19 protein-coding genes, 6 tRNA genes and 1 rRNA gene (1 of these 26 running past the window's edge) are annotated in these 22,946 nt (G+C 47.7%); 1 reads left to right on the forward strand and 25 read right to left on the reverse strand.

Going from position 1 to position 22,946, the window contains the following annotated elements; translation table 11 throughout:
• Positions 1–28 precede the first annotated feature (28 nt).
• A complete protein-coding gene (locus A4V09_RS16885; protein WP_065543371.1) occupies positions 29–892 on the reverse strand; it encodes an AraC family transcriptional regulator in 864 nt (287 codons plus the stop codon).
• A complete protein-coding gene (locus A4V09_RS16890) occupies positions 873–1,814 on the reverse strand; it encodes a nucleoside hydrolase (protein ID WP_065543372.1) in 942 nt (313 codons plus the stop codon). The genes A4V09_RS16885 and A4V09_RS16890 overlap by 20 nt, the downstream gene beginning before the upstream one ends.
• A 482-nt stretch (positions 1,815–2,296) precedes the next feature.
• On the opposite strand from A4V09_RS16890, the gene A4V09_RS26865 reads away from it, so the two are divergent.
• Entirely contained in the window at positions 2,297–2,590 is a 294-nt protein-coding gene (locus A4V09_RS26865; protein WP_288868300.1) for a TraX family protein, read from the forward strand.
• An 83-nt stretch (positions 2,591–2,673) separates the two neighbouring features.
• On the opposite strand, the gene A4V09_RS16900 is transcribed toward A4V09_RS26865, so the two are convergent.
• From A4V09_RS16900 to A4V09_RS17010, 23 genes are all read right to left on the reverse strand, one after another.
• Positions 2,674–3,963, reverse strand: a complete 1,290-nt coding sequence (locus A4V09_RS16900; RefSeq protein WP_065543374.1) for a M23 family metallopeptidase — start codon at positions 3,961–3,963, stop codon at positions 2,674–2,676.
• Positions 3,964–4,213: 250 nt separating this feature from the next.
• The gene (locus tag A4V09_RS16905; RefSeq protein ID WP_065543375.1) at positions 4,214–4,528 is read right to left on the reverse strand and encodes a hypothetical protein; all 315 of its coding nucleotides are present in this window, start codon (positions 4,526–4,528) and stop codon (positions 4,214–4,216) included.
• A gap of 168 nt (positions 4,529–4,696) precedes the next feature.
• On the reverse strand, positions 4,697–5,257 hold the full coding sequence (locus A4V09_RS16910) for a Fe-S-containing hydro-lyase (protein WP_065543376.1): 561 nt from the start codon (positions 5,255–5,257) through the stop codon (positions 4,697–4,699).
• Complete coding sequence (locus A4V09_RS16915; protein WP_065543377.1) at positions 5,258–6,100, reverse strand: fumarate hydratase; 843 nt, start codon at positions 6,098–6,100, stop codon at positions 5,258–5,260.
• A 166-nt stretch (positions 6,101–6,266) separates the two neighbouring features.
• Positions 6,267–7,868 carry an FAD-dependent oxidoreductase gene (locus A4V09_RS16920; RefSeq protein ID WP_065543378.1) on the reverse strand — a complete coding sequence of 534 codons (1,602 nt, stop codon included), beginning with the start codon at positions 7,866–7,868 and terminating at the stop codon, positions 6,267–6,269.
• A gap of 11 nt (positions 7,869–7,879) precedes the next feature.
• Entirely contained in the window at positions 7,880–8,554 is a 675-nt protein-coding gene (locus A4V09_RS16925; RefSeq protein WP_065544839.1) for a 4Fe-4S dicluster domain-containing protein, read from the reverse strand.
• A 176-nt stretch (positions 8,555–8,730) separates the two neighbouring features.
• Positions 8,731–9,585: an FAD/NAD(P)-binding protein gene (locus A4V09_RS16930; protein WP_065543379.1), complete on the reverse strand. Its 855-nt coding sequence runs from the start codon at positions 9,583–9,585 to the stop codon at positions 8,731–8,733.
• On the reverse strand, positions 9,585–10,625 hold the full coding sequence (locus A4V09_RS16935) for a 4Fe-4S dicluster domain-containing protein (RefSeq protein WP_065543380.1): 1,041 nt from the start codon (positions 10,623–10,625) through the stop codon (positions 9,585–9,587). The genes A4V09_RS16930 and A4V09_RS16935 overlap by 1 nt, the downstream gene beginning before the upstream one ends.
• A 3-nt stretch (positions 10,626–10,628) precedes the next feature.
• Complete coding sequence (locus A4V09_RS16940) at positions 10,629–11,603, reverse strand: 4Fe-4S dicluster domain-containing protein (protein ID WP_065543381.1); 975 nt, start codon at positions 11,601–11,603, stop codon at positions 10,629–10,631.
• Complete coding sequence (locus A4V09_RS16945) at positions 11,591–12,034, reverse strand: hydrogenase iron-sulfur subunit (protein WP_065543382.1); 444 nt, start codon at positions 12,032–12,034, stop codon at positions 11,591–11,593. Before A4V09_RS16945 ends, A4V09_RS16940 begins: the two co-directional genes overlap by 13 nt.
• Entirely contained in the window at positions 12,025–14,013 is a 1,989-nt protein-coding gene (locus A4V09_RS16950; RefSeq protein ID WP_065543383.1) for a CoB--CoM heterodisulfide reductase iron-sulfur subunit A family protein, read from the reverse strand. Before A4V09_RS16950 ends, A4V09_RS16945 begins: the two co-directional genes overlap by 10 nt.
• 6 nt (positions 14,014–14,019) lie before the next feature.
• A complete protein-coding gene (locus A4V09_RS16955) occupies positions 14,020–14,409 on the reverse strand; it encodes a 4Fe-4S dicluster domain-containing protein (protein WP_065543384.1) in 390 nt (129 codons plus the stop codon).
• Positions 14,406–15,206: a CoB--CoM heterodisulfide reductase iron-sulfur subunit B family protein gene (locus tag A4V09_RS16960; protein WP_065543385.1), complete on the reverse strand. Its 801-nt coding sequence runs from the start codon at positions 15,204–15,206 to the stop codon at positions 14,406–14,408. The genes A4V09_RS16955 and A4V09_RS16960 overlap by 4 nt, the downstream gene beginning before the upstream one ends.
• Before the next feature lie 87 nt (positions 15,207–15,293).
• Positions 15,294–16,241, reverse strand: a complete 948-nt coding sequence (locus A4V09_RS16965; protein WP_065543386.1) for an L-lactate dehydrogenase — start codon at positions 16,239–16,241, stop codon at positions 15,294–15,296.
• Between the two features lie 634 nt (positions 16,242–16,875).
• On the reverse strand, positions 16,876–19,146 hold the full coding sequence (locus A4V09_RS16970) for a sensor histidine kinase (RefSeq protein ID WP_065543387.1): 2,271 nt from the start codon (positions 19,144–19,146) through the stop codon (positions 16,876–16,878).
• Positions 19,121–19,819 carry a response regulator transcription factor gene (locus A4V09_RS16975; protein WP_065543388.1) on the reverse strand — a complete coding sequence of 233 codons (699 nt, stop codon included), beginning with the start codon at positions 19,817–19,819 and terminating at the stop codon, positions 19,121–19,123. Before A4V09_RS16975 ends, A4V09_RS16970 begins: the two co-directional genes overlap by 26 nt.
• Positions 19,820–20,009: 190 nt before the next feature.
• A tRNA-Leu gene (locus A4V09_RS16980) sits at positions 20,010–20,095 on the reverse strand.
• 4 nt (positions 20,096–20,099) lie between these two features.
• A tRNA-Asp gene (locus tag A4V09_RS16985) sits at positions 20,100–20,173 on the reverse strand.
• 34 nt (positions 20,174–20,207) lie between these two features.
• A tRNA-Ile gene (locus tag A4V09_RS16990) sits at positions 20,208–20,281 on the reverse strand.
• 4 nt (positions 20,282–20,285) lie between these two features.
• A tRNA-Thr gene (locus tag A4V09_RS16995) sits at positions 20,286–20,358 on the reverse strand.
• 36 nt (positions 20,359–20,394) lie between these two features.
• Positions 20,395–20,466: transfer RNA gene (locus A4V09_RS17000), tRNA-Glu, on the reverse strand.
• A gap of 6 nt (positions 20,467–20,472) precedes the next feature.
• A tRNA-Asn gene (locus A4V09_RS17005) sits at positions 20,473–20,545 on the reverse strand.
• An 88-nt stretch (positions 20,546–20,633) separates the two neighbouring features.
• Positions 20,634–22,946, reverse strand: a 23S ribosomal RNA gene (locus tag A4V09_RS17010) (it continues 571 nt past the right edge of the window).

A 22,946-nucleotide genomic window follows, 5' to 3' on the forward strand; every position in this document is an offset into this window, starting at 1 on the left:
TTGAACTATATTGGGATTTATCAGAATGTCACTTTCCGCTCTCCCTGCTGGTCACTGCTCTGCGGTATTCCCCGGGAGACATATCCCGTCCCCTTTTAAATACCCTGTTAAAATATGATACACTATTGAAACCACTCATCATGGCGATCTCCGTGATGGTATGGCTGGTAGTGGACAGCAGCATACAGGCCCTGTCTATGCGCAGCTGGTCAATGTATTCAAACATCCGAATGTGGAGCACATTCTTGAAACAGGAACAAAGATAACTCTTGTTCATCATCGCCACTTTCACCAGATCATCCAGTTCAATTTGCTCCAGATAATGTTCGTGAATATAGTCCACCACAGGCTGAAGCCGTGTAAAAATCTGATGCCGGCTTGCCGTCTGCTCCTCCTCACTCTGTATTTCCAGATAAATTCGGTATAACTCCGCCATAAAAAGCTGCGTCCAGGATTTTACAAACAGTTCCCAACCTGCTTTTTTATCCCTGTACTCCAGACGGATATGGGAAAATGCCTCCATCAGACACTCATACCCCTGAGTATCTTTTCTGATACAGTTGGTAAAGGATGTGCTTCTGTTGAAAAAAGGCTCCAGAAACTGGTATCCCCTCCTCTGCTCCCACAAAAGAGATGGGCCAAACACTATGACTTCCAGCACCAGGCTGCCGTCATGCACTGCCATATGGCGTTCCTGATCATTGATTATAAAAATATCCCCCGGGTGTATCTCATATTCTTTCTCTTCTATCAGATAATAGCCGCTTCCCTCTTTTACATAATTGATCTCTAAAAGGTCATGAGAATGCAGATACATCTGCCGGGAATTTGATAAAAACATCCGATAGGGAAATTCCCGTTCAAATACCATTTCATCTTTTACATACTCCATCTGCTTCCCTCCGCTTTTGTGCAAATAAAGCCAGCTTGGCATAGAAATCCTCCAGTATCAACCGGGAATCTATTTTATTGTAAACTCTTATAGGACGGAATCTGCCCGTATGTATATAGTTCATGTCCGCCCCCACTGCGGGAGCCTGTTTCCACTCAAAAGAAAATCTGTCTTCATAAAGGATCAGTCCTATTGCCGGTGAATCTCCCAGCACCCAGGATTCCCCTGTCCTGAACGCACTCTTCCTGGGCTGCTCTGTCATAGCATGTTCCATGAGCTGGTCGCAGAGATATTCACCGATCTCCCCGCAGGGCCTTACCCGCAGTTCAAGCTCTGCCAGGGTTACCGGCATCATCTCATAGACGTTCTTAGGCACCTGCCACACCTCCATATCAGATCCAAACACCACATTAGCCGCATGAATGTCATTGCCCAGATTGAATTCCTCACCACCGCCGGGATAAAGCCCTCCTCCGATCCAGATAACAGTCAGCCTTTTGGCAATACGTGGTTCCATCAGATAAGCGCTGGCTATATCTGTTAGCGGCCCCAAAAAAACGGCAAATAAAGGCCTGTCATCCCCCTTCATGGCCTCCTCCACAAGCAGCCTTGCTCCTTCACTTTCTATAAAAGTCCCCGCATCGGGCAGGCCGCAGGGGGCGCCGTGATACAGGGGTACCTGCCCGTCAAATCCCATCTTCCTTACCAAAATTTTCAATTCGCTGTAGCTTTTCTCCATACTGTCCCTATCTCTGTCTGTGCCATAATGGGCAGCCACTAAACCAACATTTTCAATTTTGGGGCTGAGAAGTGCCTGTACCACGGCAAAGCCATCATCCGCTTCATTTTTTGCATCTGTATCTGTGATCAACCGTACAATTTTCTCCTCCGGCACCTGAAAAACATAATCTGTATACCTCATATTTTATCCTCATCCTTTATATACTTACAGCCGGTTACCTTATGTCTACTATTTTTTCAGACAAATGTCAATCCTTTTGTTCCCATTTGTAACAGTTCAGACAGGTCTGCGCATTTACTGCGCTGACCGTATGTACAGATAGTGCCGGCTGGCATCCAGTCCATCGCCAAGCGATTTTTAATGGCTGGATGCGTTGTCTGAACTGTTACTACCATTCACAGCTAATACTCTGTAAGGCAGCTTTTTGCGCCTTCGCATGAAATTCCCGAGACAGCCATGCTGTCTGTCTTCTGTTTTCCTTTTATTGTACCAAAGTATCTGTTCTTTCTCTTGTCAGTGATTTGGGTAAATTTGAACTATATTACAAACTTATAATATTTGGCGGAAAAATGTAAGGTTAAACGATGGATAACTCCCCTTTCATTGCTTATAATCTGTAACTGAAATACATTAAATACGGAGGAATAAATGAATGTAATTGCATCACTCTGCCTGGACGGATTTCCGCACCACTGTTTCTGTTTGCAATGGCAGAGGGATTTTCCCATATCCATGACCGGAAAGCTTATCTCAAACGGCTGTATATTGCCTCGGTTCTCATGTCAGTAGGCAATGACCTGATCAACTCTTATCTGCCTCATCCTAACGGTGCCATGGTAATTAATGGCATGTTTGCCACTTTGTTTATTGTAGGGCTTTATATGGAAAAAAACTCCCCTGCACGTATATGTGCTTGTGGTTCTGGCCAGAATCCTTGCATGATCAAAAGACCGTAGCAAAAGGGCAGCAAATTGTCACTGTTCCTTTTGATACGGCCTTTTTTTCTAAAATCATTTCTTTTATGACTGAAAAATACATCTTACTTGTTTGAGGGATCAATGCCCGCTGTCTGTTTTCCCTGGGCTGACTCCAAATACGCTGAAGCCTCAGGGTCCTTTATCTGATATGCTCTTGACCATTCTTTTGTGGCATCATCTCTTACCACCTCTGATTGGTTCTTATACAAAAATTTTACCAGTTCATATACATCTACCCAGATTTCGTGATTCCCCTCCCTCTGGGATTCATCAAAGATAAGCTGCAGCCCAAAATGAAGATGGGTTGTATCAATGTTGTTCACATTTTCTTTGGCGCTGTATCCGGTGCGGCCCATGTATCCGATCACATCCCCGGCCTGCACAATACTGCCCACTTCCAGGGATTTGCAGTAGGGAAAATTCTGACGCAGATGCGCATAATAATAGTACCGTCTGCCGTCAAAACTGCTGATCCCCAGACGCCATCCCCCATACTGGTTCCATCCCATGGCTGACACATAGCCGGATTCCACCGCCACAATAGGAGTACCCGTCTGCCCCATCATATCGTGTCCCAGATGTTCCCGCCTGTAGCCATAGCTTCTCGCCACTCCGAAATCATCATAATCGTTATAGGGAAAACTTTTTGCTATCGGGCTGAATCCCTTCAGGCCGTACTTTTTTGTCCAGCTTACTTCTCCCTGGCTCTCCTGATCCTGTGCGCCCTGCCCCTCATCTTTTGCCTCTGTCTGGTACTCTCCAACCAGCCCATCTAAAACTGCGCCGTAGGCTTCCCGGTAGTAGTCAAAGGATTTGACCTCAGCGGACAGTTTTTCCACTGTAGTCTCCCCTTTCTGAAGCCTTTCGGCAATCTCATCCATGTCCTTTGCCTTATACTGCTTGAAATCGCCGCCGTACCTGGCTCCCAGATAAGCCAGAAGATCAACCCAGTTAAGATGGCCTTCCTGCCCATATGTATCCACATCGTAGGCACAGGCCTGCCGCATGGCCTCACTTGTCACATGGAAGTCCACCCACTTTATGTAGTCCTTCTCCGCACTGCCTGTGCCGGAATCCTCTGTACTTCCTTTGCCTGCACTCCCTCCGCTGCCCGTTCCGGAATCCTCCGCATTTCCTGTGCCCGAACTTCCTCCGCTGTCCGTATTAGAGTTTGCTCCGCCATCCACAGAATCCGCTGCACTTTCTGACATAAACTTTTTTTCTGCCGGCTCTGTACCCCTCCCTGCGGCAAAAGCGCCTTGCGAAACATCTTTCCAACAAAGCACTGCAGTCAGAGTCAGCACAATAACCTCTGCCATAAAACCATATTTTTTCCATCTCTGTCTGTTCATGTCCGGCCCCCGGTCACATTCTGTATCAGTTTATGTAACCAGATAAAATCTTAGAACTCAGGCTGCCAATCAATGCCGTCACTGCTCACCGGCTGCCGTTCTGTAAACTGCTTTCTCCGAAAAGATGTCAGGCAATCATAACAATCGTGTTGCAGGGTGCCGTTGGCCTTCATTCTACATAGGAATGGAGGTAATGTCTATGAAACATTTCGATCTCAAAGATTTGATGGAGGCTTTTTCTATAGTGATCTCAGGCTTTTTCTCCTGCCTTATCCAGTCTTACATTTCTAAAGTAAAGTGCCATATCAATGGAAATCTCCACAATATTCAGTATGTAGAAGAACCATCCCAAATAAAACAGCCAGTCAAGTGAGGTACCTGCTGCCCCAGCTTCCATCCACAGAATCACTTTACGTGCAATACCGAATACATAACCGATCCAGATAAAGAATTCAAAGAACAGGCTCTTTCCTTTCGCTGTTCTGGAAATCCAGGATTTGTGGATTGAGATCGGCCATGATAAGCCGAAGCAGAGTATCATAAGTGCTTCTAATAAGTTTGTCATTATATTTTTCTCCATTCCCTCTTTTAATATGTGATCAAAGACCGCTTCTGTAATTCCTGAAGCGGTCTGTCATCGGAATCCGGCCATACTGTTTATTCCAATAGATCAGATCCCCATTGCTGTCATATTTTAACGGCTCCGTCTCAAAATCCGGAGCCTGTGATTCTTTTACTCTTTATGCTGTGCCAAATATGCGGCTCTTCCCTCTTCGTACAGGTTTTTTCCCTCGCTGTCGATGATGACGAACAGGGGCATATCCTCCACATATAATTTTCTCAAAGCTTCTGCGCCCAAGTCTTCATATGCGATCAGCTCTGCCTTCTTGATGCATTTGGCAAGCAGTGCGCCTGCTCCGCCGATGGCTCCGAAATAAACACCGCTGTATTTTTTCATGGCATCAATGACTTCCGGAAGGCGGGCACCTTTTCCGATCATGCCTCTGGCTCCCACTGACATCATGGCCGGGGCATAGGCATCCATTCGTCCGCTGGTAGTTGGCCCGGCGGAACCGATGACCTGGCCCGGTTTTGCAGGTGTGGGTCCTACATAATAAATCGTGGCATCTGTGGGATCAAAGGGAAGCTCTTCCCCTTTTGCCAGCGCTTCACACATGCGCTTGTGCCCTGCATCACGGGAGGTATAAATGGTTCCGGTCACATATACGGTATCTCCTGCATGGAGTGTTTTTGCCAGCTCCTCCGTGAGGGGCAGTGTAATATGTTTTTCCATTTAAATCACCTCCGTTTTGTGGCGGGTCACGTGGCAGTTGATATTGATGGCACAGGGCATACCTGCAATATGTGTGGGCATGGTTTCAATGTTCAGCCCGATGGCTGTGGTCTTTCCGCCGAATCCCTGAGGTCCTATGCCAAGCTTGTTGATCTTATCCAGCATTTCCACTTCCAGTTCTGCATAGTACGGGTCTTCATTGCTTGAGTCAATGGGACGCATCAGTGCCTTTTTTGCAAGAAGGGCTGCCTTGTCAAAGGTACCTCCAATTCCCACACCCACTACCATTGGCGGACATGGGTTGGGTCCTGCGGTCTCAACGGTCTCCAGGATAAACGCCTTGATCCCCTGCAGTCCTGCGGAAGGCTTAAACATGCGGATCGCACTCATATTTTCACTTCCAAAGCCTTTGGGTCCCACTGTGATCTTGATCTGCTCTCCGGGAACAATTTCCGTATAGATCATAGCCGGAGTATTGTCTCCGGTATTACCTCTGCGGACCGGGTCTTTGACTACGGATTTTCTCAGATATCCCTTGTCATATCCGCGGCGCACGCCCTCGTTCACAGCCTCACTCAGATTGCCGCCGGTAATATGCACGTCCTGTCCGATTTCCAGGAATACACAGGCCATACCTGTGTCCTGGCAGATGGGCACATTCTGCTCATCCGCAATTTCAAAATTTTCTATAATATTATCCAGCACACCCTGTGCGATCTCCCAGTCTTCGCAAGCTCTGCAGTTTTTGATCGCACATTTTACATCCTCAGGCAGATGCTCATTAGCCTGGATACAAAGGTTCTCAATGACATCTGTGATCTGGCTTGCCATTATCTCTCGCATATACGTTCACTCTCCTGTCTTTCTTCAGACAGGCATCCTGTACGGCAATACTGCTGTACAGAACACCAAATCTTTATCAACCATAGCTGCTGTGCAGATCCACATTTCCCGCTCTGGAGTATACACTCCATATCCAGCAGGATAATGGAATTTGAACGGCTGCTGTTTATCTCTCATGACGGGCATACTTGGGAAGCAGTAACGGAGATACGTCATCGGAAGCTATGCCTGCTTTTTTCAGTTCCTCTGCATATTGTTCAATATGTTCCAGTGTCATGGAACCCATTTCTGTCTCTTTTGCTTTGGCTGCCGCAGCCTTGCCCGCATTGCGGCCAAATACAATGATATCCAGAAGAGAGTTGCCCATAAGACGGTTTCTTCCGTGGATCCCACCAACAGCCTCACCTGCTACCAGGAGATTGTCAATGGCTTTTGTATAGCCGTCCCCGCCGATTTCCAGACCACCGTTCTGATAATGGAGTGTAGGATATACAAGAATCGGCTGTTTTCTCATATCAATGTCATAGTTCATGTACATACGAAGCATGGCAGGGATACGTTTTTCAATGGTCCCCTCTCCGCCGATCCTTTCGATCATGGGAGTATCCAGCCATACACCGCTGCCGAGAGGCGTTGCCACACCTTTTCCCCTGTCGCTGCACTCACGGATAATGCAAGCCGCTGCCACGTCACGTGTCTCCAGAGGATGCATGAAAGCTTCACCTTCAATGTTTACCAGCATAGCTCCCAGAGAACGAACCTTCTCTGTGACCAGGGCACCGAAAATCTGTGCCGGGTAGGCAACACCTGTCGGGTGATACTGAATAGTATCCTGGTATAAGAGCGGAGCGCCTGCGCGGTATCCTAGAACCAGTCCGTCCGCGGTTGCGCCGTAGTGGTTGGAAGTTGGGAAGTCCTGGTAATGAAGACGTCCTGCACCCCCTGTGGCAATGATGACTGTCTTTGCTTTTGCCACCAGGTAGTCATCGGTCTCCATATTCTGGAGAACAGCACCTGCAACCTGTCCCTTGTCATCCTTGATCAGTTCCACTGCGGAAGTAAACTCTACAACAGGGATCTGACGGTTTAAAACCTCATCCCGCAGAGTACGCATGATCTCCGCACCGGAGTAGTCCTTGCAGGCATGCATTCTCTTTCTGGAAGTTCCGCCGCCGTGGGTGGTGACCATATTTCCCTCTGCATCCTTGTCAAACATAACGCCCAGTTTGTTCAGCCACTGGATCGCGTCCGGAGCCTCCATGACCAGCCTTTTCAGCAGTTCCGGCCTGGCTGCAAAATGTCCGCCGCCGAAAGCGTCCAGATAGTGCTGGACCGGGGAGTCATTTTCCTTATCTGCTGCCTGGATCCCCCCTTCTGCCATCATGGTGTTGGCATCCCCGATGCGCAGTTTTGTGACGATCATAACATCAGCGCCTGCTTCATGGGCTTCGATGGCTGCAGAAGAACCTGCTCCGCCGCCGCCGATCACCAGCACGTCCACGTCATAATCCACCTTGTCCAAATCTATATCCACCTTTAACAGACGGCTGTTGGAGTGGAGTAAATGTCCCAGCTCGGTGGGCGCTTTCTGCCCCTTGTTGGGACCGATTTTGATCTCAGTAAAACCGTCCTTTTTGTAGTCCGGATGATAAGCCTTTAAGAGGGCATCCTTTTCATCAGCAGTCATACGTCTGGGTTCCATGCCCATACGCTCGTCTCTGGTAGCTTCCACCTTTTTAATGGACGCAAGCATTTCTGGTGTAAACATGGCTATCCTCCTTATTTCTCAATCTCTCTGGTATTGTAAAGTTCCTGCATTTCCGTGATCGGCTTCTGCATAACCTGCTCAATCAGCTCATCATAAGCACCCTGGTGGATCTCCTCCACACGGTTTTCCAGATGTTTTGTCTCAGGTGCAATATATTTTCCTGTGAGACGTCTTGCAAGAAGGCCTACCATAGGGTGAGAAATCCCGGCAGGACATCTGACGGAACAGCAGCCGCAGCTTACACAGTCAAAGGATTCCTCTGCGCACTTCTCAAATTCTCCTCTCTGCGCATAAGCGATATACTGCATAACGTTCAAATCCTGTGTACAGGCTTTTGTACAGGCATTACATCCGATACAGCTGTAGATTTCCGGATACAGCTCCATCATGATCTGCTGAGTCGGCTTAATTTCCTCTATATCATAAGTTCTCTTGTCTGTAGGGAAGAAAGGAATACTTGCCACATACATGCCCTCCTCCACCTGTGTCTGACAGGCAAGACATGTCTTCAGCTCATTTTTTCCTTTGATCCTGTATATTGTAGCACATGCTCCGCAGAAGCCATGACGGCAGCCGCACCCTCTTTTCAGGGTATATCCGGCATATTCCATGGCTGTCATGATCGTCAGATCCGCAGGCACACTGTATTTCTTACCGAAGAAAAATACATTAACCATCTTTTCCATAATAGGTACCAATCCTTTCATCAACTTCATCTTTACCCCGCAGTGTCAACTTCGATTCCGCTTTGCTTTATCTCAGTTGAGGGCGTTCGCCCTATGCCAAAAAGACCAAACCGGTCCGCTTATGTGCAAGCACAACACAGATTGTCTGTTCTTCTTGGTACACTGCCCATTGCCTGTCAATACTCGTTAGGTAATTCGTCAATCTCGTCGCAGCGGAATACCGGACCGTCTTTGCACACGTATTTGGAGCCGATGTTGCAGCGGCCGCATTTGCCTACACCGCATTTCATACGGAGTTCCAGAGTTGTGTAGACCTGCTCTTTAGAGAATCCCATTTCCTGGAGGGCTGCCAGCACGAACTTGATCATGATGGGCGGTCCGCAGACAAGGGCTGTCTTGTCTGTGGTGAATCCCACCTCTTTTAAGTAGTTGGGTACAAATCCCACATGGCCGTCCCAGCCTTCCTGTTCCCGGTCAATGGTCAGATATACGTTCACACCCTCTGTCTTCATCCAGACCTCCCGGATCTCTTTTAACTGGACCAGATCGTCCGCAGAACGGGAACCATAGAGAATATCCACGGTTCCGTAGTTCTCTCTGTTATCCAGCACATAGTTGATAACAGAGCGAAGAGGTGCAAGACCGATACCGCCTGCGATAAACAGCAGGTTCTGGCCTTTTAACCCGGTCTCTACCGGGAAATAGTTACCGTAAGGACCTCTCACCGTAATCTCGTCGCCAACCTGGAGGCTGTGAAGATAATCTGTGAGGATACCGCATTTCTTGATGCTGAATTCCTGAAATTCTTTATTTGTGGGTGAGGAAGTAATGGAAAACATACCTTCACTGATGCCCGGTGCACACACCATGGCACACTGTCCGGGCATATGCTCAAAAAGCTTTCCGCCCTCCGGCGCATTCACCCGGAAGGTCTTTACATCCGGTGTCTCCTGGCGGATATCTGTGATGACTCCCACCTGAGGGATCAGGGTATCCAGCGTATAATTTTTATGACAGGTACATTCGCTCATTATTTGTCACCTCCCTGTTTCTGAAAGGATTTGATAACTTTCACAATATTTAAGGAAGCCGGGCATTTTTCCACACATCTGCCGCAGCCTACACAGGAATACATCCCGTCATTGTTTGCCGGGAAATATACCAGTTTATGCATAAATCTCTGGCGGAAACGCTGCATCTGGCTTGTTCGGTTGTTTCCGTGAGCCATCATGGTGAAATCCGAGTACATGCAGGAATCCCAGCAGCGGTATCTCTTGATCCCATGTCCTGTATCATAATCCTTGATGTCATAGCACTGGCAGGTTGGACATACAAAGGTACAGGTACCGCACGCCAGACAAGGCTTGTACAGTTCTTCCCAGAGTTCGGAATTGAATTTTTCATTTAATGCATCCCCGTTCCATCCTTCCAGGGAAAGATTGGAATAGGGGAGTTTTTCCACAATGGCGCGGATGGAAGCTTTCTCTTCCTCCACTTTCTTTTCCGCATCAGCATCGGCCTCTGTCAGAAGGTTCTCCACAGATTTCGTGAGGGCTTCCCCCTTCTCTGTAAAAGGTTTCCAGTAAAGCGCATCTCCCGCCATCCATACAGCCACATCCGCCACAGGCTCCGCGCAGTCCACACCAAACACCTTGCAGAAGCAGGTTTCCTCCGGCTCATGACACGCCATAGCTACGATGGTGCCATGCTCACGTCTTGCCGCATAAAATGAGTCCACCGGGTCAGCTAAAAATACCTTATCTAAAACCTCCACACCCTTCACGTCACAGGCTTTCATTCCAAATACCACGAAATCCTGCTCTTTCAGTGCTTCCGGTTCAATGGCCAGTTTTTTTCCGTCTTTTTTGCAGGTATACAGGTCCTCACTCTGAGGAAAAAATGCGTCTTTGGGGGATTTCACTGTTTTCAGCGTATCCAAATCCACCTCCCCGTCCTCACTCCATGCCCTGAAGTTCACCTGTCCGCTCACCTTTACCGGGACATATAATTCCTGGGCACCGGCAATCAACTGGAATAATGCCGCCAGATTTTCTTTTGCTGTCTTATACATACATTATCCCCTTTCTGCCACAATGTCTGGCTCTACGTCATCAAATGTAAAGTTTGTCAGCGGCCCTTTAGAATCTGTATCTTCGCCGGCCTGATATTCTCCGTAGAATTCATCAATATCCTTGATAAATTTCCGGTTAAACAGATGGAGCGGAATTCCCTGAGGACATACACGGCTGCATTCTCCGCAGTCTGTGCAGCGTCCTGCCACATGGAACGCGCGGATGATATGGAACATCTTCTCCTCAAAGGAATCCACATTGGCCTTCTGGGAGCTGTCAAACTTGTTGCTGTCAAATACACATTTTCTGCAGCTGCATGCAGGACATACGTTTCTGCAGGCATTGCAGCGTATACATTTGCTTAACTCTTTCTGGAAAAAAGCGAATTTCTCCTCCGGGCTCATAGCCTCAATGGCGGCAACACCGTCAAAACGCTCTGCGTCCTTTGTCTCTTTGGATTCTCCGATCAATTCATCATAAATCTTATGCTCTTTGCCTTTGCACACATGGCATCTCTCCAGCATGGCATCTGCATAGGAACATGTTTTCTCTCCGTAGAGGGTCCGGATCGTAAGTATGTCTGCTTCGTCTGTGATCTTGGCCCCGGAAATACTTTCGATCCCCTTGATCCCCATGCTCCTGATCTTTTCAATATCCAGCTTGCCTTTGCAGCCAACGCCCATAATATAGGCTTTTTCCCTGTCTACCCTATGCTCCTTGATAAGCTGGTTAAAGCTGTACGTGTCACAGGGTTTCAGGCAGACTAAAGTTTTACCCTCCAGTTTGGAGGCCTCTATCATATATTTGCTTAAATTGGCTCCGCAGAATCCGTTGTACACGAAATTCTCCAGGTCTTCTTCTTTTTCAAAATAAGCCGGTTCCGGATCATAAGGCAGGTCTCCCGCTTTCCAGCCGAGGACACGGGCCACGGTACCGTCCGCTAACAGCTCTTTTGCACGGTTTATCAGCTCCTGCATCTCAAATCCTCCAATCTTACATTCCTGCCCAGAGAGCGGACTTTTTCCACAAACTCGTTCATGGTGGTGGAGAATTTTACACCCTCCGCTGCGGACACCCATTCCACACGGGTACGTCCGTTTTCCACACCGATATAATCCAGCATGGAGAATAAAAGTGTCATACGCCTTCTGGCATAGTAGTTTCCTGTACTGTAGTGACAGTCTCCCGGATGACATCCGCAGAGGATCACCCCGTCTGCACCTTTCTCAAATGCCCGCAGAATAAACATGGGATTTACACGGCAGGAACATGGCACGCGGATGATCTTAACATCTGCAGGGTAGGCCAGACGGCTGCTGCCGGCCAGGTCCGCGCCTGCATAACTGCACCAGTTACAGCAGAATGCCACAATTTTAGGTCTGAATTCTTCTTTTGCTTCTATCGACATATTGCATCCACCTCCGCTATGATCTGTCTGTTGGAGAATCCCTGTAAGTCCATGGCTCCTGATGGGCAGGCAACTGTGCAGGCTCCGCATCCCTGACACAGTGCATTGTTCACGACTGCAATGCGGCGTGTCTCGCGGATACCGTGGTCATTCACCTCTTTCTCCTCATAGGTGATGGCACCGTAAGGACACACATTTGCACAGGTGGAACATCCGTTGCAGAGAAGTTCATCGGATTTGGCTGTACATGGGTTGGTCATCAGTTTATCTTTTGCAAGGAGTCCAATAGCTTTCACCGCTGCAGCACCTGCCTGTGAAACGGTCTCCGGAATATCCTTTGGTCCCTGGCATACGCCTGACAGGAAAATACCTGCCGTGGGGGATTCCACCGGACGGAGCTTGGGATGAGCTTCTGTCAGGAAGTTATTGGTGTCAATGCTGGCTGTGAGCATAGTCGCAATTTTCCTTACAGACGGATCCGGCTCAATGGCTGTAGCCAGGACCACCATATCTGCTTCCATGAGGATCTGCTTGTTATCAATGAGGTCAACGCCCTGTACGAGTAACTGTCCGTTTGGCTGGGGAGCGACTTTACCCACCTGGCCTTTGATGTAGTTCACACCGTATTCCTCCACGGCTCTTCTGTAGAACTCATCAAAGTTTTTACCCGGGGTTCGGACATCAATATAAAATACAGACACGTTCACATCCGGATACTTGTCGCGGATCAGCATGGCATGTTTTGCTGTATACATACAGCAGATCTTAGAACAGTAGCTCTTTCCCCGCTTGTCTGCGCAGCGGCTGCCCACACATTGGATGAACACCATATTCTTGGGGGCTTTTCCGTCAGACATACGCTCCAGATGGCCTTTGGTCGGTCCTGCTGCGTTCATGATACGCTCCAGCTCCAGGGATGTGATAACGTCCTTGCTCTGGTTGTATGCATACTCATCGTAATTGTCCAGTTTGATGGTATCAAAACCGGTGGCAACTACAATGGCACCGTACTTCTCTGTAACAATCTCATCCTTCTGCTCATAATCAATGGCACCTGCCTGGCATACCTTGGCACAGACACCACATTTTCCTGTTTTGAACTTGATACAGTTCTCCCGGTCGATCACCGGAACATTGGGGATAGCCTGGGCAAATGGTGTGTAGATGGCGCTTCTTGTGTTAAGCCCTCTGTTAAATTCATTTGAATTTTTCTTGGAAGGACATTTCTCCTGGCAGACACCGCAGCCTGTACACTTATCCATATCTACGCTTCTGGCTTTCTTGCGGATAACCACAGCAAAATCACCCACAAAACCTGAAACCTTTTCCACTTCACTGTATGTATAAATGTTGATCTTCTCATGGGCAGATGCTTCCACCATCTTTGGTGTCAGGATACATGCGGAACAGTCAAGGGTGGGGAATGTCTTGTCAAGCTGTGACATCCTTCCTCCGATACTTGGGGTCTTCTCCACAATATCCACTTCATATCCGGCCTCTGCAATATCCAGCGCCGTCTGGATACCTGCAATACCCCCGCCGATCACCAGTGCACGTTTGGTCACAAGGCTCTCTCCCGGCTTCAGGGATGCATTTAAGTTTACTTTGGCGATTGCCGCTCTCGCAAGGATGACCGCCTTCTTGGTGGCCTCCCCCATGTCTTTATGGATCCAGGAACAATGTTCACGGATATTGGCAACCTCCACCATGTATGGATTCAGGCCGGCTCTCTCCGCTGCTTTCCGGAAAGTGGTCTCATGCATACGCGGTGAACAGGAACATACTACAAGTCCTGTAAGCTTCTCATTTTTTATGGCCTCTGCGATCTTGGACTGTCCCGCCTCGGAACACATATACTGATAGTCTTCCGCATGGACAACTCCCGGCTCCATTTTAGCCATTTCCACTACTTTTTTAACATCTACCGTGGCGGCAATGTTGCTGCCGCAATGACAGACGAATACACCTATTCTCTGCACTTAACCTCACCTCCTGTATCTTCTGCTTGCACTGACTAAAAGCTGCTGGGGAAGTTCCGGGTCCAAAAGCTCAGGGATCTCGTCAGCCGTCAGATAATCCCCGCCCTTTTCACGGACAACCAGCTGTCTTGCCGCGTCAATAAGTTTACCAGGCTTCACGTCCCTTGGGCAGCGCTCCACACACGCAAAACAGGAAAGGCATTTCCAGAGGGATTTTGCATTTACCAGAGACTCAATGTCTTCATTCTGCACGTAAGATACAAACTGATGAGGTTTGATATCCATTTCATTGTAGGATGGACAAGACGCAGAACACTTGCCGCATTTCATACATTTCAGCGGATTGACGCCGCTGATCTCCTTTATCATTTCAGCCTGTTTCTTTGGAGTATTCATGCTTTTGCCACCTCCTCTTTCACACCCAGAGCTTCTGCCAGGAGCTCTGTAAAATAAAATACAGGAAGTTTGCTGCTGTTTGTGCTCTTATTCAAGTTATACCGGCATAATGGACAGGCGGTGATCAGCATATCTGCTCCAAAACCGGATGCGCTTTCCATGATCTTGTCAGACATGGTTTTTGACATCTCTTTTTCTTTCAGGGATATGTATCCGCCGCAGCACTCATTTCTGTATGGATAGATCACCGGTTCTGCTCCAATGGCCCGGATGAAATCCTCAATGATGGCAGGATTCTCCGGATCATCAAATTCCAGAAGCCTGCTAGGACGAAGGAGCAGACATCCGTAATAAGCCCCTATCTTTTTCCCGGTAAGCGGAGCGGTTACTTTCTCCTTTAACGTGTCGAAACCTATGCGGTCACGGAGTACCTCCAGAAAATGGATCACTGTCGTCTCACCTGCATAGGGTTCCTCAAGCTGCATATAATTATTGGCTCTGGTGCGGATGTCATCTACATTCTTCATATCATGGTTGACACGTTTGATCACATGATGACAGGCAGAACAGAGTGTTACCAGATCCTGGCCTTTTTCTTTGGCCTCGTTGAGAGCACGGACGGAAGAAAGTTTTGTGGCGATCTCATCAGTACCCAGCGGATAAACGCCGCCGCAGCACTGCCAGTTTTCAATTTCTTCCAGTTCAAATCCCAGTGCCCTTGCAGAAGCTCTGGCATAAGCATCCAGTTCCACTGCTTTTGTCTTCAGGGTACACCCCGGATAATAACTGTACTTCATAGTTCCTCCTAATAATCCCGGAAACGGAACAGTACCCTCATAGCTGCTGCTTGGCGGGCCAGAGGATACTGAACAGTTTTCCTGTTTCTACAGTTCTATCTGTTTGATAACTTCTTTCAGTGCGTTGGCACTTGCCTGAAGTTTTGCAATCTCTTCTTTATTCATGCGCATCGGCACTTTACCCTGGATACCATTGGGCCCAACCAAAGTCAGTGTGCTCACGCAGACATCCTCAATGCCGTATTCACCGTGCATCATAGAGGAAACGGTTGCGATGGAGTCAGAAGATGCCAGCAGGATTCCGCACAGCTTACATACTGCTGCAGATACTGCGTAGAAGGTAGCTCCTTTGTTTGCAATTACCTTGCCGCCGGACTTCTGAACATAAGTCAGCATTTCTTCCTTGTCAAGCTCTTCTACATCCTTGCCAAGGTTCTTAGCCAGCTCGTAATACTCATCAAGGCTTACACCTGATATATATGCGCCTGTCCAGGGAATGAAGGAAGTGTCACCGTGCTCACCAAATACATAAGCGTGGATATTCTTCTGAGCAACTTTAAAGTGTTCAGAGAGTCCGCAGCGGAGACGCGCAGTATCCAGAATTGTTCCGGAACCGATAATCTGATTCTCCGGCAGTCCTGAAATCTTTGTAAACACATAAGTCATAATGTCAACAGGATTGCTTACGATGATGTATAGAGCATTCGGTGCAGCTTTTACGATTTCCGGTGTGATGCTCTTTAAAATATTTACATTGGTCTGTGTCAGCTCAATTCTTGTCTGACCCGGTTTGCGGGCAATTCCTGATGTGATAATTACGATATCGGAATCCTTAGCATCCCCGTATTCGCCTGCAACAATATTAATGGGATCGCGGAAACAGGTTCCCTGCGCAATATCCATTACTTCCCCTGCAACTTTTTCCTTGTTGATATCAATCAATACAATCTCTGATGCGATATCCCCGTTTGATAATGTGTAAGCAATCGTTGAGCCAACGCTTCCGGCTCCGATGACAGTAATTTTACTACTCATGCTTGCTCCTTTCCCCTTCCATATGGGCTGTTGTTATTGTCTTTTTTTTAACAAATAAAGTTCAAAAAAATATGAAATTACAAATTCCGTCTTACTGAATATAGGATTCCGTTAAAGAATCTTTACTCAATTGCCCCAGATTCTAGGGGTTTGGTGTTGAATTTGATTTCGTGCTACTGATTTAGAATATCATATTGATAAGAAATTAACAACAACTTTTTAACGATTTTTTGTATTTTTTTGTCTTGTCTACCACGTTAATTTGTGAAATTATTTTTCAAACAATTTCTGGCCTGCCGCGTGCCATACAAATAGGGAAACTTCTTGATTTTTATGTATTTTTCTGCGTGCAATTTGTTTTTAGACCTTTTTTATCCATTATTTAATGGCTTTTTTTCGGGACTTTTATGTCTTATTTTATGTATGTATACAAAAAACACAAACTTTTTTTCTTTATTTTACACGCATTCTGAAGGTGTGCTTTCAAGTACAGCGCATATAAAAAATAAGGATTGCCCCAGTTGGCTCATACATTTATGAACCCACAGAGCAACCCTTTATATTATATCAAACGTGTTAGTTAAATAACCCTTCTATAATTCCCACAATAAAACCGTGATCCATTTTCATTGTACTAATCCTGAAGAATAGGAAATTCCACCGTGACCACAAACAGATCCGCATCCACTTCTATTCCGAAAACACCTCCGCATGCCTCCGTAAAACTTCTGGCAATGGAAAGTCCCAACCCGCTTCCGCCGTCGGTACGGCTCTCGTCTCCGCGGACAAAACGTTCTGTAAAGTCAATCTCAGAAGGAATCTCGTCCTGGGAGATATTTTTAACAGTGGTTTTAGCTGTTTTGCTGTCTGTTTTCAGTGTAATGAACACACGGGAACCGGTCAGTGAATACTTCAGGGCATTCTGCAGCAGGTTCTGGAACACTCGGTACAGACGGCTGCCATCCGCATGGATCATCACCGCATCCGCAGGGATCTGTGCCTTGACTGTCACGGAGCTCTCTTCAATCTGTTCTTCCATGTCAGCCAGGGTCTGACGGAGCAGTTTGCCCAGATCCAGGTCCTCCAGATCTACAGGAAGCTGCCTGGATGCCGCTTTACTGATTTCAAAAACATCCTGCACCATAGATTTCAGCCGCTGGGACTTAATGTCCAGAATGCGTATATAATCCTTAACATCCTCCGGAAGATTTTCTTCCTGCTTCATAAGATCCACGTAGCTGATAATGGAGGTCAGGGGCGTCTTAATATCATGCGATACATTGGACACCAGCTCAACCTTCATGCGCTCACTTTTCATTCTTTCCGACAGTGCCGTATCCATACCGCTCTGAATGTCATTTAACTGCTGCACAGCGTCATACAGGTCAGAATCTTCCGGCACTTTCAGTTTGTCTGTCATGTTGCCATCGTGAACTTTTGTTATCTGATCAACCAACCGGCCAATCTCACTTGCAAACACCTGGTTATGGGACGCATACTGTTTCATCATCCCCACCAGAAGTACAATGACAAGGACTACCAAAGCCACAAGCAGCAATACAACTCCAAAACTCCCGCCATCATCATACAGGTAATACCCTATCATAAAACAAGCAAGAGCTGCAATGACGGATAAGATAATTCCGGTTATCATCACCGGGGAAAATTTACGGACCATTTTTTTTTGAAAAGGATATTCCATATTTCTGGTCTGAAGAAGTTTTTGTATATCTTTGACCAGCGATTTCCTTGGTTTCTTATTGTTGTATCTGTAATCATTCACAAACAGATACAAGGTCCAGAAAAACACCAGCACCAAAATAGGATTTGCAAACAGGGAACACATCATCGGATATAAAACTTCTGCCGCATACTCATAATAGCCCCATCCATAATAAATATCTATATAGTTATTAAGCCCTGCAATGCCCCCTGCAATCACCAGAATGACCAGCCCGGCTTTACATTCCATCCAGACCTTGCCTGTACAAACCGCTATGGCCCTGTCACCATCTTTTTTATACTTTCTCAAAACCAGGTAAATCCCCAGCAGTATGAGACCAACGATAACTTTTACAATTTGGGCTATATAGGCGTTTTTGGCATGTTTCAGATTTCTGACCGTATCATAAAGGCTGCTTGTTCCATAATAACTGCCCGAGCCGCCGGAATAGTTTCCCTGCACATAGTTTACCGGTGTTTTTCTGACTGCCATGCGTACTTCGGCCTTCTTCGTTTTATCATCTACCGTATAGTTCTTGTACCCAGGGATCTGCCACTTGCTGTCATCCCGGTATAGATTATCCCCATACACATCCACAGCTTTTTGGTCTTTAAATACAGATGCTTTTCCATCTGCAAAGGACAGATAAAAGTTATAATCAGAAGGCAGTTTTTTCTCTCCGTTCTTCAAAACGCCTTCATCATCATTGGTATACACCGACTTACCGTCATACCGGATATCATAGAGCAGATTTTTATCATTTTTTATAGACGCATGCACTTGTTTCGGAGATACGGCATACTCCCAGTCATCCTCGCTGTAATCCCCGCTGTAGTCCCAGCTCTGTTCAGCAATTTCCTCGGCTGCAGCAGTGACTGTATTCTCAATATCTCCAATATTCCATGAAGTGTCATTAGAATACGCCCCATACCTTCCATACCAATTCACCGGGCCGCCTGTTGCCATGGAAAGAAAGGCATCCAGGTAATCTGTCACAAATCTGCGAAATTCCTTTGTGTCCTCATAATCCGATGCAAACGCGTCTTTAGGACTCACTCCACGGGGACCATCTCCGATCAGCAAATTCAGGGCGGCCACACCACTCTCCACAAGCAGGCAAATACTTAGGAAAAACGCTGCCCAGGCTGCTATCACTTTACATTTTTTCGATTTTATATCCAATTCCCCACACCACCTTTAAATATTCTGGCTCCTTTGGATTCAGTTCCATTTTCTCGCGAATGCGTCTGATATGCACCATAACTGTATTCTCTGGGGCAAAAGCATCCTCCTCCCAGACTCGTCGGTAAATCTCCTCCGCTGAAAATACACGTCCCAGGTTGCGCATGAACAAATCCACAATCTTTGTCTCCGTGGCAGTCAGCCTCACAAATTCCCCGTCAGCATACAGAACCCGTTCCTCCGCATGATAACTAAGACGGCCGCTCTTAAATTCCTTTGAGACACTCGCAGCATTGATATCACCCAATCTGGTATAACGCCTGAGATGGCTTTTTACTCTGGCAACCAGTTCCTGTGAATTATATGGCTTAGTCACATAATCATCCGCTCCCATGGAAAGTCCCAATACCTTATCAGTGTCCTCACTTTTAGCACTCAGTACAATAATTGGTATATTTTTTCTCTCTCGTATTTTCATAATGGCGGATAAGCCATCCATGCGGGGCATCATGACATCCATCAATATTAACTGGATCTGGTTCTGGGCAAGAAGGTCCAATGCCTCCAGTCCATCATAGGCTGGCAGAACTTTAAAGCCTTCCCTTTCTAATAAAATAGCTATGGCCTTTACGATCTCTCTGTCATCATCTGCCACTAGAATACATTCGCTCATGTTTCCTCCTCCTTAAAGCTTGTATTTATAATACCCTCTCTGTCTTACAAAACAATTGACAGATTCCTTACGGATTTCTTACAATTCTTTATCTACCAAAATAGGAGAAGCACCTTGGGTACTCCTCCTACTTCTATTTTCGATTATGCTAATAACGAAAAAAAGAGCGTAAATTACGCTCTTAATACGATGCCGCAGACCGGAATCGAACCGGTACGGGTATCACTACCCACGGGATTTTAAGTCCCGGGCGTCTGCCAGTTCCGCCACTGCGGCAAAACGACCCAGAAGAGACTCGAACTCTCGACCTCCGCCGTGACAGGGCGGCGCTCTAACCAACTGAGCCACTGGGCCAAAACCTATAAAATTGTAACCTTTAACTAATAAATGGACCTTCGGGGACTCGAACCCAGGACCGACCGGTTATGAGCCGGTTGCTCTAACCAACTGAGCTAAAGGTCCATAAAGCCGATGATCGGACTCGAACCGATAACCTGCTGATTACAAATCAGCTGCTCTGCCAATTGAGCCACATCGGCGTACCTGTTTAACTTATTGTTTCATTCTTTGTTGAATGACTCCAAGGGGATTTGAACCCCTGTTACCGCCGTGAAAGGGCGGTGTCTTAACCGCTTGACCATGGAGCCAAAAAACTCCCCCTGTTGGACTCGAACCAACGACACTGCGGTTAACAGCCGCATGCTCTACCGACTGAGCTAAGGAGGAATAGATACACTGATACACCGTACCTTCAAAACCGCATATACAAAACACAAAAACCTTTTCTCTTACCCGCCGTTCGCACTTTCGTGCTTAGGTCAAGCCCTCGACCGATTAGTAGCAGTCAGCTCCATACATTGCTGCACTTCCACCTCTGCCCTATCCACCTCGTCGTCTTCAAGGGGTCTTACTTCTTTATGAATGGGATATCTCATCTTGAGGGGGGCTTCACGCTTAGATGCCTTCAGCGTTTATCCCTTCCAGGCTTGGCTACTCTGCTATGCACTTGGCAGTGCAACAGATACACCAGCGGCCCGTCCATCCCGGTCCTCTCGTACTAAGGACAGCTCCTCTCAAATATCCTACGCCCACGCCGGATAGGGACCGAACTGTCTCACGACGTTCTGAACCCAGCTCGCGTACCGCTTTAATGGGCGAACAGCCCAACCCTTGGGACCTACTACAGCCCCAGGATGCGATGAGCCGACATCGAGGTGCCAAACCACTCCGTCGATGTGAACTCTTGGGAGTGATAAGCCTGTTATCCCCAGGGTAGCTTTTATCCGTTGAGCGATGGCATTCCCACTTAATACCACCGGATCACTAAGCCCTACTTTCGTACCTGCTCCACCCGTCGGTGTCGCAGTCAAGCTCCCTTCTGCCTTTGCACTCTGCGAATGGTTTCCAACCATTCTGAGGGAACCTTTGGGCGCCTCCGATACTCTTTCGGAGGCGACCGCCCCAGTCAAACTCCCCGCCTGGCATTGTCCCACCGCCGGGTCACGGCGGCTGGTTAGAAGCCCAATACTGCAAGGGTGGTATCCCAACATTGGCTCCGGCACAACTGGCGTCATGCCTTCTCAGCCTCCCACCTATCCTGTACATGCAATACCGGACCCCAGTACCAAACTGGAGTAAAGCTCCATGGGGTCTTTCCGTCCTGGCGCAGGTAACCAGCATCTTCACTGGTACTTCAATTTCACCGGATGCATTGCCGAGACAGCGCTCAAATCATTACGCCTTTCGTGCGGGTCGGAACTTACCCGACAAGGAATTTCGCTACCTTAGGACCGTTATAGTTACGGCCGCCGTTTACTGGGGCTTAAATTCAATGCTTCGTCTCCTGACATCTCCTCTTAACCTTCCAGCACCGGGCAGGCGTCAGCCCATATACCTCACCTTTCGGTTTCGCATAGACCTGTGTTTTTGCTAAACAGTTGCTTGAGCCTATTCTCTGCGGCCAGGTCTCCCTGGCACCCCTTCTCCCGAAGTTACGGGGTCATTTTGCCGAGTTCCTTGGCAATGCTTCTTCCGTCGGCCTTAGGATTCTCTCCTCATCCACCTGTGTCGGTTTACGGTACGGGTACGGTATAAACAATAGCGGCTTTTCTTGACGCATGGCTCACACACTTCCCTACTTTAGTTCGGTCCGCGTCACGTCTTCGGATCGCCACACGGATTTTCCTATGTGACTCCTACCTCGCTTGCCCCGGGATTCCATTCCCGGGATGTGCTCTCCACACGTGTCCCCACAGTTCTGTTATATCGCAGTACAGGAATCTCAACCTGTTGTCCATCGGCTACGGCTCTCGCCCTCGCCTTAGGCCCCGACTTACCCAGGGCAGATCAGCTTTACCCTGGAAACCTTAGATATTCGGCCACAAGGATTCCCACCTTGTTCTCGCTACTCATTCCGGCATTCTCTCTTCCATGCAGTCCACAGCTCCTTACGGTACTGCTTCATCCCGCATGCAATGCTCCTCTACCAATCACTATGTGATTCCTCAGCTTCGGTGTCGTGTTTCAGCCCCGGACATTTTCGGCGCAGGACCTCTCGACCAGTGAGCTATTACGCACTCTTTGAATGTGTGGCTGCTTCTGAGCCAACATCCTGGTTGTCTTTGAGATCCCACATCCTTTTCCACTTAACACGTACTTTGGGACCTTAGCTGGAGGTCTGGGCTCTTTCCCTTTTGACTATCCAACTTATCTCGTATAGTCTGACTCCCGGTAATCGGTTCGATGGCATTCGGAGTTTGATATTCTTCGGTAGGCTTTGACGCCCCCTAGGAAATTCAGTGCTCTACCTCCATGAATCTATACCGAGGCTAGCCCTAAAGCTATTTCGAGGAGAACCAGCTATCTCCGGGTTCGATTGGAATTTCTCCCCTATCCACACCTCATCGCCACCCTTTTCAACGGATGTGCGTTCGGTCCTCCACTACCTCTTACGGCAGCTTCAACCTGGACATGGATAGATCACCCGGTTTCGGGTCTGCACATACTGACTCTGGCCCTGTTCAGACTTGGTTTCCCTACGGCTCCGCGTCTTGGACGCTTAACCTTGCCAGTATGCACAACTCGCCGGACCGTTCTACAAAAAGTACGCGGTCCCTCATATAAAGAG

It is taken from the genome of Blautia pseudococcoides, from assembly GCF_001689125.2.
Lineage (GTDB): Bacteria > Bacillota > Clostridia > Lachnospirales > Lachnospiraceae > Blautia > Blautia pseudococcoides.

What these genes read in the sequence shown, in the direction of transcription:
- A4V09_RS16960 (WP_065543385.1), bottom strand. Translation starts at nt 15,206, where the DNA reads ATGAAGTACAGTTATTATCCGGGGTGTACCCTGAAGACAAAAGCAGTG.
- A4V09_RS16935 (WP_065543380.1), bottom strand. Translation starts at nt 10,625, where the DNA reads ATGTATAAGACAGCAAAAGAAAATCTGGCGGCATTATTCCAGTTGATT.
- A4V09_RS16905 (WP_065543375.1), bottom strand. Translation starts at nt 4,528, where the DNA reads ATGACAAACTTATTAGAAGCACTTATGATACTCTGCTTCGGCTTATCA.
- A4V09_RS16940 (WP_065543381.1), bottom strand. Translation starts at nt 11,603, where the DNA reads ATGCAGGAGCTGATAAACCGTGCAAAAGAGCTGTTAGCGGACGGTACC.
- A4V09_RS16965 (WP_065543386.1), bottom strand. Translation starts at nt 16,241, where the DNA reads ATGAGTAGTAAAATTACTGTCATCGGAGCCGGAAGCGTTGGCTCAACG.
- A4V09_RS16915 (WP_065543377.1), bottom strand. Translation starts at nt 6,100, where the DNA reads ATGCGAGAGATAATGGCAAGCCAGATCACAGATGTCATTGAGAACCTT.
- A4V09_RS16900 (WP_065543374.1), bottom strand. Translation starts at nt 3,963, where the DNA reads ATGAACAGACAGAGATGGAAAAAATATGGTTTTATGGCAGAGGTTATT.
- A4V09_RS16920 (WP_065543378.1), bottom strand. Translation starts at nt 7,868, where the DNA reads ATGTTTACACCAGAAATGCTTGCGTCCATTAAAAAGGTGGAAGCTACC.
- A4V09_RS16925 (WP_065544839.1), bottom strand. Translation starts at nt 8,554, where the DNA reads ATGGAAAAGATGGTTAATGTATTTTTCTTCGGTAAGAAATACAGTGTG.
- A4V09_RS16955 (WP_065543384.1), bottom strand. Translation starts at nt 14,409, where the DNA reads ATGAATACTCCAAAGAAACAGGCTGAAATGATAAAGGAGATCAGCGGC.
- A4V09_RS16885 (WP_065543371.1), bottom strand. Translation starts at nt 892, where the DNA reads ATGGAGTATGTAAAAGATGAAATGGTATTTGAACGGGAATTTCCCTAT.
- A4V09_RS16930 (WP_065543379.1), bottom strand. Translation starts at nt 9,585, where the DNA reads ATGAGCGAATGTACCTGTCATAAAAATTATACGCTGGATACCCTGATC.
- A4V09_RS16945 (WP_065543382.1), bottom strand. Translation starts at nt 12,034, where the DNA reads ATGTCGATAGAAGCAAAAGAAGAATTCAGACCTAAAATTGTGGCATTC.
- A4V09_RS16890 (WP_065543372.1), bottom strand. Translation starts at nt 1,814, where the DNA reads ATGAGGTATACAGATTATGTTTTTCAGGTGCCGGAGGAGAAAATTGTA.
- A4V09_RS16910 (WP_065543376.1), bottom strand. Translation starts at nt 5,257, where the DNA reads ATGGAAAAACATATTACACTGCCCCTCACGGAGGAGCTGGCAAAAACA.
- A4V09_RS16975 (WP_065543388.1), bottom strand. Translation starts at nt 19,819, where the DNA reads ATGAGCGAATGTATTCTAGTGGCAGATGATGACAGAGAGATCGTAAAG.